At 63.3% G+C, this 12,802-nt stretch carries 13 protein-coding genes; 6 read left to right on the plus strand and 7 right to left on the minus strand.

Going from position 1 to position 12,802, the window contains the following annotated elements; all coding sequences use genetic code 11:
• Positions 1-44 precede the first annotated feature (44 nt).
• The gene (locus tag E8E78_RS23415; RefSeq protein ID WP_049277684.1) at positions 45-941 is read left to right on the plus strand and encodes a peptidoglycan DD-metalloendopeptidase family protein; all 897 of its coding nucleotides are present in this window, start codon (positions 45-47) and stop codon (positions 939-941) included.
• 117 nt (positions 942-1,058) lie between these two features.
• Here the strand turns inward: E8E78_RS23415 and E8E78_RS23420 are convergent, their stop codons facing one another.
• The 3 genes from E8E78_RS23420 to phoB form a co-directional block, all read right to left on the minus strand.
• Entirely contained in the window at positions 1,059-2,399 is a 1,341-nt protein-coding gene (locus E8E78_RS23420) for a hemolysin family protein (protein WP_016502249.1), read from the minus strand.
• Between the two features lie 173 nt (positions 2,400-2,572).
• Complete coding sequence (gene phoR, locus E8E78_RS23425; RefSeq protein WP_041167940.1) at positions 2,573-3,880, minus strand: phosphate regulon sensor histidine kinase PhoR; 1,308 nt, start codon at positions 3,878-3,880, stop codon at positions 2,573-2,575.
• A gap of 48 nt (positions 3,881-3,928) precedes the next feature.
• Positions 3,929-4,618: a phosphate regulon transcriptional regulator PhoB gene (phoB, locus tag E8E78_RS23430; RefSeq protein ID WP_003253341.1), complete on the minus strand. Its 690-nt coding sequence runs from the start codon at positions 4,616-4,618 to the stop codon at positions 3,929-3,931.
• 172 nt (positions 4,619-4,790) lie between these two features.
• Between phoB and E8E78_RS23435 the strand changes: the two genes are divergently transcribed.
• Positions 4,791-5,159, plus strand: a complete 369-nt coding sequence (locus E8E78_RS23435) for a hypothetical protein (RefSeq protein WP_016502247.1) — start codon at positions 4,791-4,793, stop codon at positions 5,157-5,159.
• A gap of 122 nt (positions 5,160-5,281) precedes the next feature.
• Here E8E78_RS23435 and ubiA read toward each other — a convergent pair whose 3' ends face one another.
• Together ubiA and E8E78_RS23445 are read right to left on the minus strand one after the other, a co-directional pair.
• Complete coding sequence (gene ubiA / locus E8E78_RS23440) at positions 5,282-6,172, minus strand: 4-hydroxybenzoate octaprenyltransferase (RefSeq protein ID WP_016502246.1); 891 nt, start codon at positions 6,170-6,172, stop codon at positions 5,282-5,284.
• Positions 6,172-6,729, minus strand: coding sequence for a chorismate lyase (locus tag E8E78_RS23445; RefSeq protein ID WP_016502245.1), 558 nt, complete (start codon positions 6,727-6,729; stop codon positions 6,172-6,174). Before E8E78_RS23445 ends, ubiA begins: the two co-directional genes overlap by 1 nt.
• A gap of 130 nt (positions 6,730-6,859) precedes the next feature.
• Here E8E78_RS23445 and rubA point away from each other — a divergent pair, with 130 nt between their 5' ends.
• From rubA to E8E78_RS23465, 4 genes are all read left to right on the plus strand, one after another.
• The gene (gene rubA, locus E8E78_RS23450) at positions 6,860-7,027 is read left to right on the plus strand and encodes a rubredoxin RubA (protein ID WP_016502244.1); all 168 of its coding nucleotides are present in this window, start codon (positions 6,860-6,862) and stop codon (positions 7,025-7,027) included.
• 16 nt (positions 7,028-7,043) lie between these two features.
• Positions 7,044-8,192, plus strand: a complete 1,149-nt coding sequence (locus tag E8E78_RS23455) for an FAD-dependent oxidoreductase (protein ID WP_049275878.1) — start codon at positions 7,044-7,046, stop codon at positions 8,190-8,192.
• A 187-nt stretch (positions 8,193-8,379) separates the two neighbouring features.
• Positions 8,380-8,685 (plus strand): HU family DNA-binding protein, encoded by a 306-nt coding sequence (locus E8E78_RS23460; RefSeq protein ID WP_016502242.1) that lies wholly within the window; start codon positions 8,380-8,382, stop codon positions 8,683-8,685.
• Between the two features lie 147 nt (positions 8,686-8,832).
• Positions 8,833-9,207, plus strand: coding sequence for an SCP2 sterol-binding domain-containing protein (locus E8E78_RS23465; protein ID WP_280312625.1), 375 nt, complete (start codon positions 8,833-8,835; stop codon positions 9,205-9,207).
• 34 nt (positions 9,208-9,241) lie between these two features.
• Here E8E78_RS23465 and E8E78_RS23470 read toward each other — a convergent pair whose 3' ends face one another.
• Both E8E78_RS23470 and recG read right to left on the minus strand, forming a co-directional pair.
• Positions 9,242-10,645 carry an aminoacyl-tRNA deacylase and HDOD domain-containing protein gene (locus E8E78_RS23470; protein WP_049275880.1) on the minus strand — a complete coding sequence of 468 codons (1,404 nt, stop codon included), beginning with the start codon at positions 10,643-10,645 and terminating at the stop codon, positions 9,242-9,244.
• Between the two features lie 78 nt (positions 10,646-10,723).
• Positions 10,724-12,802 (minus strand): ATP-dependent DNA helicase RecG, encoded by a 2,079-nt coding sequence (gene recG, locus E8E78_RS23475; protein ID WP_016502239.1) that lies wholly within the window; start codon positions 12,800-12,802, stop codon positions 10,724-10,726.

A 12,802-nucleotide genomic window follows, 5' to 3' on the forward strand; every position in this document is an offset into this window, starting at 1 on the left:
GCTGCTAGGCTTCGATAGATCATAACTGTCAAAAAGCCACTATCATGCCCGCCCGCCTGCTGCTGTTCTGTGCATTGCTCATGGCCTCGGCGTCGAGCCTGGGTGTGACGCTCTACAAGATCACCGACGACTTCGGTGTCATCTCATATTCCGACCGGCCAGGCCCGGGCGCCAAGCCCTTGGTGCTGCGCGAGCCCATGGTCGAAACGCTCGAAGGCCAGGTGCTGCTGAACGCGAAAACCTTCGACGGCGGCGTCAGCTTTTCGGCACGCAACGAGCTGCATGTGCCGGTAGAGGTCGAATTGCGCCTGGACAACCTGGTAAACGCGCAAGGCGGCGATGCCCCGCGTATCGTGCGCCGGCTGCTGCCGCCGCGCACCACGCAAATGCTTAGCGTGCTCAGGGGGCGGCCCGGGCTGTTGCTGAACTACCGTTCGACCCTGCTGCAGGCCATGGGTGACCCGGGCAAGCGGCCCCAGGGCTTCCGGTATGCGTTCCCCTGGGTCGGTGGGCCGTTCCGCGTCACCCAGGGCCCTAACGGCCGTGTCAGCCATTTTGGGCCCAAAGGGCGCTACGCCATGGATATCGCCATGCCCGAAGGCACTACCATCATCGCGGCGCGCGAGGGCGTGGTGGTGAAGATGGAAAACAGCCAGAGCGGGCGCGCGCCCAACCCCTCGGGTAACTTTGTCAGGATCCTGCACCCGGACGGCACCATGGGTGTGTACCTGCACCTGATGCGTGGTTCGGTGGTGGTGGCGGAGGGGCAACGGGTACGCCAGGGGCAGATGCTGGCCAAGTCGGGCAATACCGGCAACAGCACAGGCCCGCACCTGCATTTCGTGGTGCAGCGCAATGTGGGGTTGGCGCTGGAGTCGATACCTTACCGGTTCGACCGGCCGATCAGCGGGTTACCCGACTTTACTGCGGGTAACCCTTGAGATTTTTGGGGCCGCTTTGCGGCCCTTTCGCGGCACAAGGCCGCTCCTACAGGATTACGCGAACCCCTGTGGGAGCGGCCTTGCGTCGCGATGGGCTGCGCAGCAGCCCCATACCCCTCAATCCAGCTTGAGCACCTTGGCCAGCACGATCTTGGGCCCTTTCATCTTCTTGATGATGATGCGCAGCCCTTCGACCTCCAGCACTTCCTCTTCTTCGGGCACACGCTTGAGCGTCTCGTAGATCAGCCCCGCAAGGGTTTCCGCCTCGATGTGATCAAGGTCGATGCCGAGCAGGCGCTCCACCTTGAACAGCGGCGTATCACCCCGTACCAGCAGCTTGCCCGGCTGATAGGCGAGGATGCCGCGCTCGGTCTTGCGGTGTTCGTCCTGAATATCGCCCACCAGTACTTCCAGCACGTCTTCCATGGTCAGGTAGCCGATGACCTTGCCGTCAGCTTCCTCCACCAGCACGAAATGCGCGCCGCCCTTGCGGAACTGCTCCAGCAGTTGTGACAGCGGCATGTGCCGCGATACGCGCTCCAGCGGCCGGGCGAGGTCGTCCAGGTCGATGGTTTCGGGCAAGTGCTCCAGCTCGGCAAGCTCCAGCAGCAGGTCCTTGATGTGCAGCAGGCCGGTGAATTCTTCACGCTCGGCGTCGTACACCGGGTAGCGGCTGAATTTGTGGCGACGTATCAAAGCCAGGATCTGCTTCAGCGGCGCATGGGCATCGATGCTGACCATGTCTTCACGCGAGTTGGCCCAGTCGACCACTTCCAGCTCGCCCATTTCCACGGCCGAGGCGAGCACACGCATGCCTTGGTCGCTCGGGTCCTGGCCACGGCTGGAGTGCAGGATCAGCTTCAGCTCTTCACGGCTGTAGTGGTGTTCGTGGTGCGGGCCCGGTTCGCCCTGGCCGGCAATGCGCAGGATGGTGTTGGCGCTGGCATTGAGCAGGTAGATGGCCGGGTACATCGCCCAGTAGAACAGGTACAGCGGCACGGCCGTCCACAGCGACAGCAGCTCGGGCTTGCGGATGGCCCAGGACTTGGGCGCCAGCTCACCGACCACGATGTGCAGGTAGGAAATGACAAAGAACGCGACGAAGAACGAGATCGCCTTGATCAGTTCGGGCGAGTCGACACCGAAGTACGCGAGCAGCGGCTCGAGCAAGTGGGCAAAGGCCGGCTCGCCGACCCAGCCCAGGCCCAGGGAGGCGAGGGTGATGCCCAGCTGGCAGGCCGACAGGTAGGCGTCGAGCTGGTTGTGTACCTTGCGCAGGATGTTGCCGCGCCAGCCATGCTGCTCGGCAATGGATTCCACGCGGGTGGCGCGCAGCTTGACCATGGCGAACTCGGCGGCAACGAAAAAGCCGTTGAGCAGCACCAGCAGCAAGGCAAAGATGATCATGCCGAAATCGGCGAATAACGAGGTGACGCTGATACCAGGGGAAGGGTCCATGATGGAGTTTTTACGGGGTCCGTCTTTGAGATTGAGAGAAAAAAAGTGCCAGCTCTTGCTGGCACAGGGGATCCAATGTAGCGGCTAGGGCCGTAAAAGCAAAGGGTAGCGGGCTTATTGCGGTCCCTGAGGGCGCGGGCGTGCCCGCGAAGGGCTGCGCAGCAGCCCCGATCTCAAGCCTTTTCGTTGGCCAATTGGGTCGGCGCAAAGTGACAGGTAAAGGTGCTGCCATGGCCCGGCACGCTGCTGATGTCCAGCTTGCCGCGGTGGCGCATCAGCACATGCTTGACGATCGCCAGCCCCAGCCCGGTGCCACCGGTATTTGATGCACGGCTGGAGTCCACCCGGTAAAAGCGTTCGGTCAGGCGCGGCAAGTGCTTGGCGTCGATGCCCACCCCCGAGTCCTGCACAGACAAGTGCGCACCCTGTGCATCGGCCCACCAGCGGATGCGGATGTTGCCCTCGTCCTGGGTGTACTTCACCGCGTTGAACACCAGGTTGGAAAAGGCGCTGCGCAGTTCCGACTCGCTGCCCTTCAGCTTGACGCCGGGCGCGGCTTCGAGGGTGATACGCTGGTTGCGTGGCCCAGACAGGGCTTGGGCGTCGTTCTTGATCGCGGCGAGCAGGGCTTCGACCGCCACCGGCTGGTTGTCCGACGGGTAATCGGTGGCTTCCAGCTTGGCCAGCAGCAGCAGGTCGTTGAGCAGCGTCTGCATGCGCGAACCTTGCTGGCTCATCTGCTGCAGGGCGCGGGTCCAGCGCGGGTTCACATCCTCGACGTTGTCCAGCAGGGTTTCAAGGTAACCCGTGATCACCGTCAGTGGTGTGCGCAATTCGTGGGACACGTTGGCGACGAAGTCCTTGCGCATCTGTTCCAGCTGGTGGATGCGGGTGACATCGCGCACCAGCATCAGGTGTTCGTTGTTGCCGTAGCGGGTGATGTGCAACTGCACGCGCATGCGGTCGTTGATGGGCGAGGGGATTTCCAGCGGTTCGAGGTAGTTCTCCGCCTCGAAGTATTCCTTGAAGCGTGGGTGGCGCACCAGGTTGGTGACCTGCTGGCCACCGTCCTGTGGGGTCTTGAAGCCCAGCAGGGTTTCGGCGGCACGGTTCCACCATTCCAGGTTGCCGTCGCTGTCGAGCATGATCACCGCGTCGCGCAGCGCGGCGGTAGACTCCTGAACCCGGTCGATCACTGCCTGCAGACGGCCCCGCACGCGCTGGTCGCGGCGTTGCAGGTGGTAGATGCTGTCGAACACCTCGCCCCACAGGCCGTAACCATCGGGCGGTGCTTCATCGGGCTGGTGGTTGCGCAGCCAGTCGTGCAGGCGCAGCAGTTGCTTGAGGGTCCAGCCCAAGTAGAGCGCCAGGCCAATGGCCAGGCTCCAGCCATAGTAGCCGCTGACCAGCCCGCCGATCAGGCAGACGGTAATCAGCAACAACAGATGGCGAATCAGGGTTGCGTGCCAGTTCTGGTTCAATTGACGGTCCTTGTACAACGACGTGCAGCTTGGCGCTCTGGAGCTCGATCAGCTCTTGGTCGAGAAGCGGTAGCCAGTGCCCCGGACGGTTTGTACCAGATTTTCGTAGGCTTCACCCAGCGCCTTGCGCAGACGACGGATGTGCACGTCGACCGTGCGTTCCTCGACATAGACGTTGCCGCCCCACACCTGGTCCAGCAACTGGCCACGGGTGTAGGCGCGCTCCTGGTGGGTCATGAAGAACTGCAACAGGCGGTATTCGGTGGGGCCCATCTCGGCGGGCTTGCCGTCAATGGTGACGCGGTGGCTGATCGGGTCGAGCAGCAGGCCGCCGACTTCGATCGGTGCTTCGCTGTCGCTCGGGCCGGTACGACGCAGCACGGCTTTCAGGCGCGCTACCAGCTCACGCGGCGAGAACGGCTTGGTGATGTAGTCGTCAGCGCCCACTTCCAGGCCCTGGATCTTGTTGTCCTCTTCACCCTTGGCGGTGAGCATGATGATCGGGATGTCGCCCGTCAGCTCATCACGCTTCAGGCGGCGGGCCAGTTCGATACCGGAGGTGCCGGGCAACATCCAGTCGAGCAGGATCAGGTCCGGTTTGCGGTCGACGATGATCGCGTGGGCCTGTTGGGAGTTTTCCGCTTCCAGGCAGTCATAGCCGGCCATTTCCAGGGCAACGGCGATCATCTCGCGAATGGGTGCTTCGTCGTCGACGATCAGAATGTTCCTGCCAACCATGCTCAAAACCTCTCCTGGATTCGGTGTCTTGGCCCGCATTAGATAACGGAATTATTGCAGCTGTGTGACAGGGTGTTGGCCGTTCTGGCGACATTGCGTGACTGAACTAGGCTTGAAAGGGCCGCAATTGTGGCACCTGAACCCAATTTCCCCCGAAACAATGGTGAATCCAATGACACGACAAACGCTGAGCTGGATGGCCCTTTTCACTGCGCTGGCGCTCCCGGGGGTGGCGTCGGCCCACCATGCCATGGAGAAGGACGGCATGTGGGTCGATCATGCCGGCATGACCCTGTACACCTTTGACAAGGATGCGGGCGGCAAGTCGATGTGCAATGGCGATTGCGCCACCAACTGGCCGCCATTGAAGGTAATGGATGGCGAAAAGGCCGATGGCAAGTGGACGCAGATCAAGCGTGACGACGGCTCGATGCAGTGGGCCTACGACGGCAAGCCGCTGTATACCTTCATCAAGGACAAGAAGGCCGGGGACAAGACCGGTGACGGCGTGAAAGACGTCTGGCATATCGCCAAGCCTTGAGATTGCCGGGGCCGCTGTGCGGCCCATCGCGACACAAGGCCGCTCCTACAGGGGCCTGCATACGCCGATCAGTGTGGGAGCGGCCTTGCGTCGCGATGGGCTGCAAAGCAGCCCCATGATATTCAGCGCAACGCGTAATCCAGCACCACACCAATGAACACCAGCAACCCCGCCCAGTGGTTGTGCAAAAACGCCTTGAAGCACGACTCGCGGTCCAGCTTGCGCGTCGACCAGTACTCCCAGGCAAAGCACGCCGCAGCGCCCAGCAACCCCAGGTGGAACCAGCCCCCCAGCTCGAAGCGGCTGCCCGCCAGCAACAGGCAGCCCAGCGACAGCAGCTGCAAGGTGAGGATGATGGAGCGGTCGGCCTCGCCGAACAGAATGGCGGTCGACTTCACGCCGATCTTCAGGTCGTCATCGCGGTCGACCATGGCGTAATAGGTGTCGTAACCCACCGTCCACAGCAGGTTGGCGATGTACAGCAGCCAAGCGCTGGCCGGCAGCTCGCCGCCCGCGGCAGTGAAGGCCATGGGGATGCCCCAGGAATACGCCGCCCCCAGCACCACCTGTGGGTAATAGGTGTAGCGCTTCATGAACGGGTAGCAGGACGCCAGCGCCACCGCGCCGAACGACAGCCACACCGTGCGGCTGTTGGTGCACAGCACAAGCAGGAAGCTTACCGCGACCAGAATCGCAAACAGTGCCAGCGCCTCGCGCGGCTTGACCCGGCCGCTGGCCAGCGGCCGGTCGGCGGTGCGTTTGACGTGGCCGTCCACCTTGCGGTCGGCAAAGTCGTTGATGCAGCAGCCCGCGGCCCGCATCAGCACCACGCCAAGGCCGAAGATCAGCACGTTGGCCACGGTGGGAGAACCGTTGCCGGCAATCCACACCGCCGACAGGGTTGGCCACAGCAGCAGATAGATACCGATCGGGCGGTCCATGCGGCTGAGCTGGACGAAGTCCCAGGCGCGCGGGTGCAGGCGGTTCAGCGACTTGAGCAGTTGCAGGTACATCAGCGGTTTTCCTCCCTGGCCGCTTGCCACAATGCCGGCAGAAACACTTCTGCCACCAGCAGCTCCAGGCCGCCTCGTTCAAAGCGCGAGCGACGGCCCCACAGGGCTGCATGGGCTGCGTCGGTCGGTAGCCAGGCCTGTGGATAACTGCACACTTCGATCGGGTGGCGGATGAACGCCTGGTCGCAGAACAGCAACTCGCCCAGCGAGCGGCTACCGAGGGTTTCCAGGTCCAGCCCGCCGCGCTCCAGGGCGCTGCGGCTGGCCACACTGCGGGCGAACACCCAAGGCTGGCCATGGCCGCGCAGGTACACCTCGCGCACCCAGCCTTCGCTGCCGGCAGCAATGCCCAACGCCTGGCATTCATCCTCGCGCAGCGCTTGCCAGCCCTCGAACAGCGGGGTAACGGAGAAGTGATCAGAAGACAGGCGGGTCAGGCGGCGGGTCAGCGAGCCTTCGTCGAACAGCCAGTCAAGGGTAGGCTGGTCGAAGTCGGTCGCCAGCTGTGAATACGGCAGCCACGCGACAGCGGCTGCTTGCGGGGATTCGTACGACACGTCGGTCTGCTTGTTACAACCAATGAGGCGGCGAGCTTAGCATGATTGCCCCGACTGCTTGCATAATGCCTGAAGCAGGGCGAAGACCCGCCAGATAAAGCCCCCAGCCTGAACCGAGGAAAAAGACCTGATGAAAAAGTGGCAATGTATTGTCTGTGGCCTGATCTACGACGAAGCCGAAGGCTGGCCCGACGACGGCATCGCCCCCGGCACTCGTTGGGAAGATGTGCCTGACGACTGGCTGTGCCCGGACTGTGGCGTGGGTAAAAGCGACTTTGAAATGATCTCCATCGGCTAATCGAGGAAAGCACGACATGACGTCCCCTGTGGTAATCATCGGTACTGGCCTGGCGGGCTACAACCTGGCCCGTGAATTTCGCAAGCTCGATGCGCAGACGCCGCTGCTGCTGATCACCGCCGACGATGGTCGCTCCTACTCCAAGCCCATGCTCTCCATGGGCTTTGCCAAGCAGAAGGACGCCGACGGCCTGTGCATGGCCGAACCGGGCGTCATGGCCGAGCAACTGAACGCCGAGATTCGCACCCATACCCGCATCAGCGGCATCGACCCGGGCCACAAGCGCCTGTGGATCGGCGAAGAGGCCGTGGAGTACCGCGACCTGGTGCTGGCCTGGGGGGCGCAGACCGTGCAGGTGCCGATCGAAGGCGATGGCAGCCATCTGGTGTTCCCGATCAACGACCTGGAAGATTACGCACGCTTCCGTGCCGCCGCCGTAGGCAAACAACGTGTGCTGATCCTCGGTGCCGGCCTGATCGGCTGCGAATTCGCCAACGACATGAGCCTGGGTGGCTTCCAGGTCGACGTGGTGGCACCGTGCGAACAGATCATGCCGACCCTGCTGCACCCGGCCGCTGCGGCAGCGGTGCAGGGCGGGCTGGAGGGCCTGGGTGTGCGCTTTCATCTGGGGCCGGTGCTGACCCGCCTGCAGCAGGTGGCCCAGGGTCTGGAGGCGCACCTATCGGATGGCAGTGTGATAGCCTGCGACCTGGTGGTTTCGGCCATCGGCCTGCGCCCCCGGATCGACCTGGCTGCCGCAGCCGGCTTGCAGACCAATCGTGGCGTCAGCGTAGACCGCGAGCTGCGTACCTCTCACGCCAACATCTTCGCCCTCGGCGACTGTGCCGAGGTCGATGGCATCAACCTGCTCTACGTGATGCCGCTGATGGGCTGTGCCCGGGCGCTGGCGCAAACCCTGGCCGGCAAACCGACCGCGGTTGCCTACGGGCCCATGCCGATCACCGTGAAAACCCCGGCCTGCCCGCTGGTGGTTTCGCCGCCGCCCCTGGACCACGAGGGCATTTGGCAGGTAGAGGGGCAGGGCAGTGACCTCAAGGTGCTCTGCCACGGGGCTGACGGCGCATTGCTGGGCTATGCCCTGACCGGGGCTGCCGTGATGGAGAAGCTGGCACTGAATCGCCAGTTACCGCCGGTAATGGCGTAAATAGAGGGCGTTCTGTCGGATTTATCCTGTTGTTGCCTGCACAATGGCCGGCCTGATACTGGCGCGGCCCCTGAGCACGTGCCATTCTCACTTCCGTCTGCCGCAGATTAGAGCCTGCGGTGCCTTGAGCGCTGCTCCCAAAGGCAGCACGGCATAACAACAAGAATTCCGTCAAAGAGGCTTCACTATGCGCAAACCAGAACTCGCCGCCGTCATCGCCGATAAGGCTGATCTGACCAAGGAAAAGGCCAATCAGGTGTTGAACGCGATTCTCGACAGCATCACCGGTGCCCTGGACAAGGACACGGTGACCCTGGTCGGTTTCGGCACCTTCGAAAAACGTCATCGCGGCGCGCGTACCGGCAAAAACCCGCAGACGGGTGAGCCGGTAAAGATCAAAGCCAGCAATACCGTGGCCTTCAAGCCAGGCAAGAACCTCAAGGACAGCGTCAATCCACCGGCCGCGCCAGCCAAGGCCGCCAAGAAAAAGTAAGCTTCCGCTGACGATTCGTTGATCCCGAACGGGCGCCTTCATGGCGCCCGTTGTGCTTTACACGGGGTAACTGCTGCGAACTTGCATAAAAAGGTCGTTAAGAGGATAAACTGCGAAACTTAGTCACTTTTCAATCGAGGCGTGTCGATGAAGTTCCGCTTTCTTCTCTGGGCCATGGGGCTTTTGATGGCCAGGGCCAGCCGTAACAACCCGGCATTCCAGCAGCAGCTCAAGGGCAAGGACCTGGTGTTCCAGATGCAGACCCTGGACGGCAAGGTTGCCCGGCACTTCGTCGTCAACAACGAGCGCATCAGCAGCAAGGGCGGCGCACATCCGCAGCCGGCCTTCGCCATCGCCTTCAAGGACGCTGCCTACGGCTACGCCACGATGCAGGCGGGCAACAAGCAGTTGGCGTTCATGCAGGGAATTCAGGACAAGAACATCCAGATCAAGGGCAACCTGGCGCTGGTGATGTGGTTCCAGGGGCTGATGAAGTACCTGAGACCGAAGAAGAAAGGCTGAAATTGCCGGGGCCGCAAAGCGGCCCCTCGTGATATCAGTGCGGTGCTTGAAACTGCGAAGCCAGTTCGCGCAACAGGTTCTCGGCTTCGAGCACCTTGTTCACCACATCCTCGGCCTTTTCCCTGGTAATCCCAAGGCGCTCCAACAGCTCGTCAGGAATCTCTTCCTGCGGCCCGGAGCCAATCCCCCGCGAGCGCAACAGGCGGGTGGCCAGGCACACCAGGTTGGGGAACGCCGAGAACTCGCCGTCGTAGGCCGGGTCGTGCTGGAAGCGCAGCGCGGTCGACAGCTCTTCGGGCATGTCCCACAGCTTCATCAGCCAGGCACCGATCTGTTCGCGGTTGATGCCCAGCAGGTGCTGTTCCACATAGGTGTGGTTCAGGTGCGGGTTGACCTCCAGGTGGCGGCAAATCAGCGAGAAGTGTGGCGGGAACACGTGCGCCAGCAGCAGGTAGCCGAAGTTGTGCAGCAGCCCGGCCAGGTAGGTCAGACCGGCTTCGGGGCGCTCTGCCCGAGGCATGGCGCGGGTCAGGCCTTCGATGATCGCGGCAGTGTAGATCGACTGCTGCCAGTAGGGTGTGGCCTGCTGCGGCTGGTCTTTCGGCAGGCTCAAGGTCTTGCCCAGCGCCAGGCCCAGGGCCAGGTTGATCACCAGGTCGAAGCCCAGCACTCGCACGATGGCGTCTTCTACCGAGCGGATCTTGCCCGGCGAAGCGTAGTAGGGCGACGCGGCCCAGCTCACCACCTGTGCCGCCAGCGCCGGGTCGGTTTCGACCACGCCGGTGATGTCATCGATGCTCGCGTTGGGGTCTACCCGCAGCTTGATGATCTTCTGCGCGGTATCGGCCAGTGGCGGGATCTCGATGGTTTCTTCCAGGCGTTTCTGGATGCGGCGGGCGGTGAAGGCCTGAACGGCATCGGTGATTTCCTGGGTGTCGTCATGGGGGCGGTCGAGGTTGGGGCTGATGGCCTCGACCTCCTGGCCGAAGCTGCTTTCGCTGGCCTTGGCCAGCATGCGCTTGAAGTGGGCGCGCTCGATCTCCAGCAGCAGCCCGCTTTCGCCAGACTGGATGTACACGGTCTCGGCGCTGAGCAGGCTCTTTTCGTACTGGCACGGTGAGCTGGTCAGGGCGGGAATGCCGGGCAGGGCCTTGAGATGGTGTTTGTCGAGCATTTGCTTGAGGCGTGGCACCGACACTGCGGTCAGCTTGCGCCCGGTCAGCTCGGCCAGGCGGCTAAGGTCCAGCAGTTGGCTCTGCGGGAACAGCACCATAAGGGCGCCGACCTCGTCGTCGAGAAGCACCGCCTGTACCCGCGAAGCCGCAGGCAGCTGCGGGTGTTCGACCACCTCGCGGTAGACCACGCCGAGCTTGTCGAGCAGCAGCTTGATGACAGAGGGGGCGTGTGGGGTTGCGGTGTCCAGGGCAACTTCAGTCATGGTCCGTATCCACTGATTCTTTTAAACGCGAAGTATAACCAGCCTGCGAGCAAATCTGGATCCATTCTGGGACTAGCGTCACACTTGGCCATATTGCTGGCCATGGCGCAGCCAGCGGTCGAGCAGCGGGCTGACATGGTCCGGCCAGCGGGCCACCAGGGCCTGGGCGGCATCGCGCACAGCCGGTAAAAGGTCGGCATCGCGCATCAGGTCGGCGACCTTGAATTGCAGCAGGCCGGTCTGGCGTGTCCCCAGCATTTCGCCTGGGCCGCGTAGTTCGAGGTCTTTCTCGGCAATGATGAAGCCGTCGTTGGTCTCGCGCATGATCCCTAAGCGTTCGCGGCCGATCTGCGACAGCGGCGGGTGGTACAACAGCACGCAATGGCTGACGGCACTGCCCCGGCCAACCCGGCCGCGCAGCTGGTGCAACTGGGCCAGGCCCAGGCGTTCGGGGTTTTCGATGATCATCAGGCTGGCGTTGGGTACGTCCACGCCTACTTCGATGACGGTGGTCGCGACCAGCAGCTGCAATTCACCTGCCTTGAACTGCGCCATGATTTCGGCTTTTTCAGCCGGCTTCATACGGCCGTGGATCAGGCCCACACGCAGTTCGCCCAAGGCGCTGCCGAGTTCTTCATACGTGCTTTCGGCGGCCTGGCAGGTCAGCTCTTCGGATTCTTCGATCAGGGTGCACACCCAGTAGGCCTGGCGCCCCTCGGCGCAGGCTGCGCGAACCCTTTCGACCACCTCGAAGCGTCGGCTGTCGGCTACCAGCACGGTGTTTACCGGGGTGCGCCCAGGCGGCAATTCGTCGAGCACCGAAGTGTCCAGGTCGGCGTAAGCACTCATGGCCAGGGTGCGCGGAATAGGCGTGGCGGTCATGATCAGCTGGTGCGGGCACAACTGGCCGGCTACGCCTTTCTTGCGCAGGGCCAGACGTTGCTGCACGCCAAAACGGTGCTGTTCGTCAATGATCGCCAGGGCCAGGTGCTTGAACTTCACTTCTTCCTGGAACAGCGCGTGGGTGCCGACCACCATCGGCGCACCGTTGGCAATCTGCTCCAGGGCGCTGGCCCGGGCCTTGCCCTTGAGCTTGCCGGCCAGCCAGGCCACTTCAATGCCCAGCGGCTCGAGCCAGCGCTTGAAGGTGATGAAGTGCTGTTCGGCGAGGATCTCGGTGGGCGCCATCAGCGCCACCTGATAGCCGGCTTCCAGCCCTTGCAGCGCTGCCAGGGCGGCGACCACGGTCTTGCCGGCACCGACATCTCCCTGCACCAGGCGCATCATCGGCTCGTGCTGGCTGAGGTCGTAGGCAATTTCGTTGGCCACCCGCTGCTGTGCGCCGGTCGGTTGAAAGCCCAGGTTGGCCAGGTACTGCGCCTGCAGGCGCGTGGCCTTGGGCAGCACCGGCGCCCGCAGGCTGCGCAGGCTCTCGCGCAGGCGTTGCTGCGACAGCTGGTGGGTCAGCAATTCTTCGAAGGCCAGGCGGTGCTGGGCCCAGTGCTGGCCTTCGGCAAGTTCGTCGAGGTCGGCGTCGGCTGGCGGGTTGTGCAGGTAACGGATGGCATCGTCCAGCGGCGCCAATTGGTAGTCCCGGGCCAGCTCGTCAGGCAGCCAGTCGGGCAGGCTGCGGGGGCCAAGCAGGCCCAGGCTCTGCTGGCACAACAGGCGCAGGCGTTGCTGGGTGAGGCCTTCGGTGGACGGGTAGATCGGCGTCAGGGTCTGTTCGACCGGTGGCGGCGGCTCGTCGCCGTTCAGCGCGCGGTACTCCGGGTGGTAGATTTCCAGGCCCGAGGCACCGGGGCGGGCTTCGCCGTAGCAGCGCAGGTGGGTGCCACGTTTCAGGCCTTCCTTCTGCGCGTTGCTGAAGTGGTAGAAGCGCAAGGTCAGCACGCCGCTGCCGTCGCCCAGGCGTACCACCAGGCTGCGGCGCTTGCCCATGGTCACGTCGGTACCACTGACCACACCTTCGATAACCGCATCCTGGCCGGGGCGCAGTTGGCCGATCGGCACCACGCGGGTGCGGTCCTGGTAGCGCAGGGGCAGGTGGAACAGCACGTCCTGCAGGTTCTCCAGGCCAACCTTGGCGAGTTTTTCCGCCATGGCCTCGCCAACACCCTTGAGTACCGTGACCGGGACCTTCGACAGCTCACTCAT

Origin of the sequence: Pseudomonas sp. BN505 (assembly GCF_029873175.1) — a bacterium.
Classification (GTDB): domain Bacteria; phylum Pseudomonadota; class Gammaproteobacteria; order Pseudomonadales; family Pseudomonadaceae; genus Aquipseudomonas; species Aquipseudomonas putida.

What these genes read in the sequence shown, in the direction of transcription:
- rubA (WP_016502244.1), top strand. Translation starts at nt 6,860, where the DNA reads ATGAAAAAGTGGCAATGTATTGTCTGTGGCCTGATCTACGACGAAGCC.
- phoB (WP_003253341.1), bottom strand. Translation starts at nt 4,618, where the DNA reads ATGGTTGGCAGGAACATTCTGATCGTCGACGACGAAGCACCCATTCGC.
- E8E78_RS23455 (WP_049275878.1), top strand. Translation starts at nt 7,044, where the DNA reads ATGACGTCCCCTGTGGTAATCATCGGTACTGGCCTGGCGGGCTACAAC.
- E8E78_RS23420 (WP_016502249.1), bottom strand. Translation starts at nt 2,399, where the DNA reads ATGGACCCTTCCCCTGGTATCAGCGTCACCTCGTTATTCGCCGATTTC.
- E8E78_RS23415 (WP_049277684.1), top strand. Translation starts at nt 45, where the DNA reads ATGCCCGCCCGCCTGCTGCTGTTCTGTGCATTGCTCATGGCCTCGGCG.
- E8E78_RS23470 (WP_049275880.1), bottom strand. Translation starts at nt 10,645, where the DNA reads ATGACTGAAGTTGCCCTGGACACCGCAACCCCACACGCCCCCTCTGTC.
- ubiA (WP_016502246.1), bottom strand. Translation starts at nt 6,172, where the DNA reads ATGTACCTGCAACTGCTCAAGTCGCTGAACCGCCTGCACCCGCGCGCC.
- E8E78_RS23435 (WP_016502247.1), top strand. Translation starts at nt 4,791, where the DNA reads ATGACACGACAAACGCTGAGCTGGATGGCCCTTTTCACTGCGCTGGCG.
- E8E78_RS23460 (WP_016502242.1), top strand. Translation starts at nt 8,380, where the DNA reads ATGCGCAAACCAGAACTCGCCGCCGTCATCGCCGATAAGGCTGATCTG.
- recG (WP_016502239.1), bottom strand. Translation starts at nt 12,802, where the DNA reads ATGAGTGAGCTGTCGAAGGTCCCGGTCACGGTACTCAAGGGTGTTGGC.
- E8E78_RS23465 (WP_280312625.1), top strand. Translation starts at nt 8,833, where the DNA reads ATGAAGTTCCGCTTTCTTCTCTGGGCCATGGGGCTTTTGATGGCCAGG.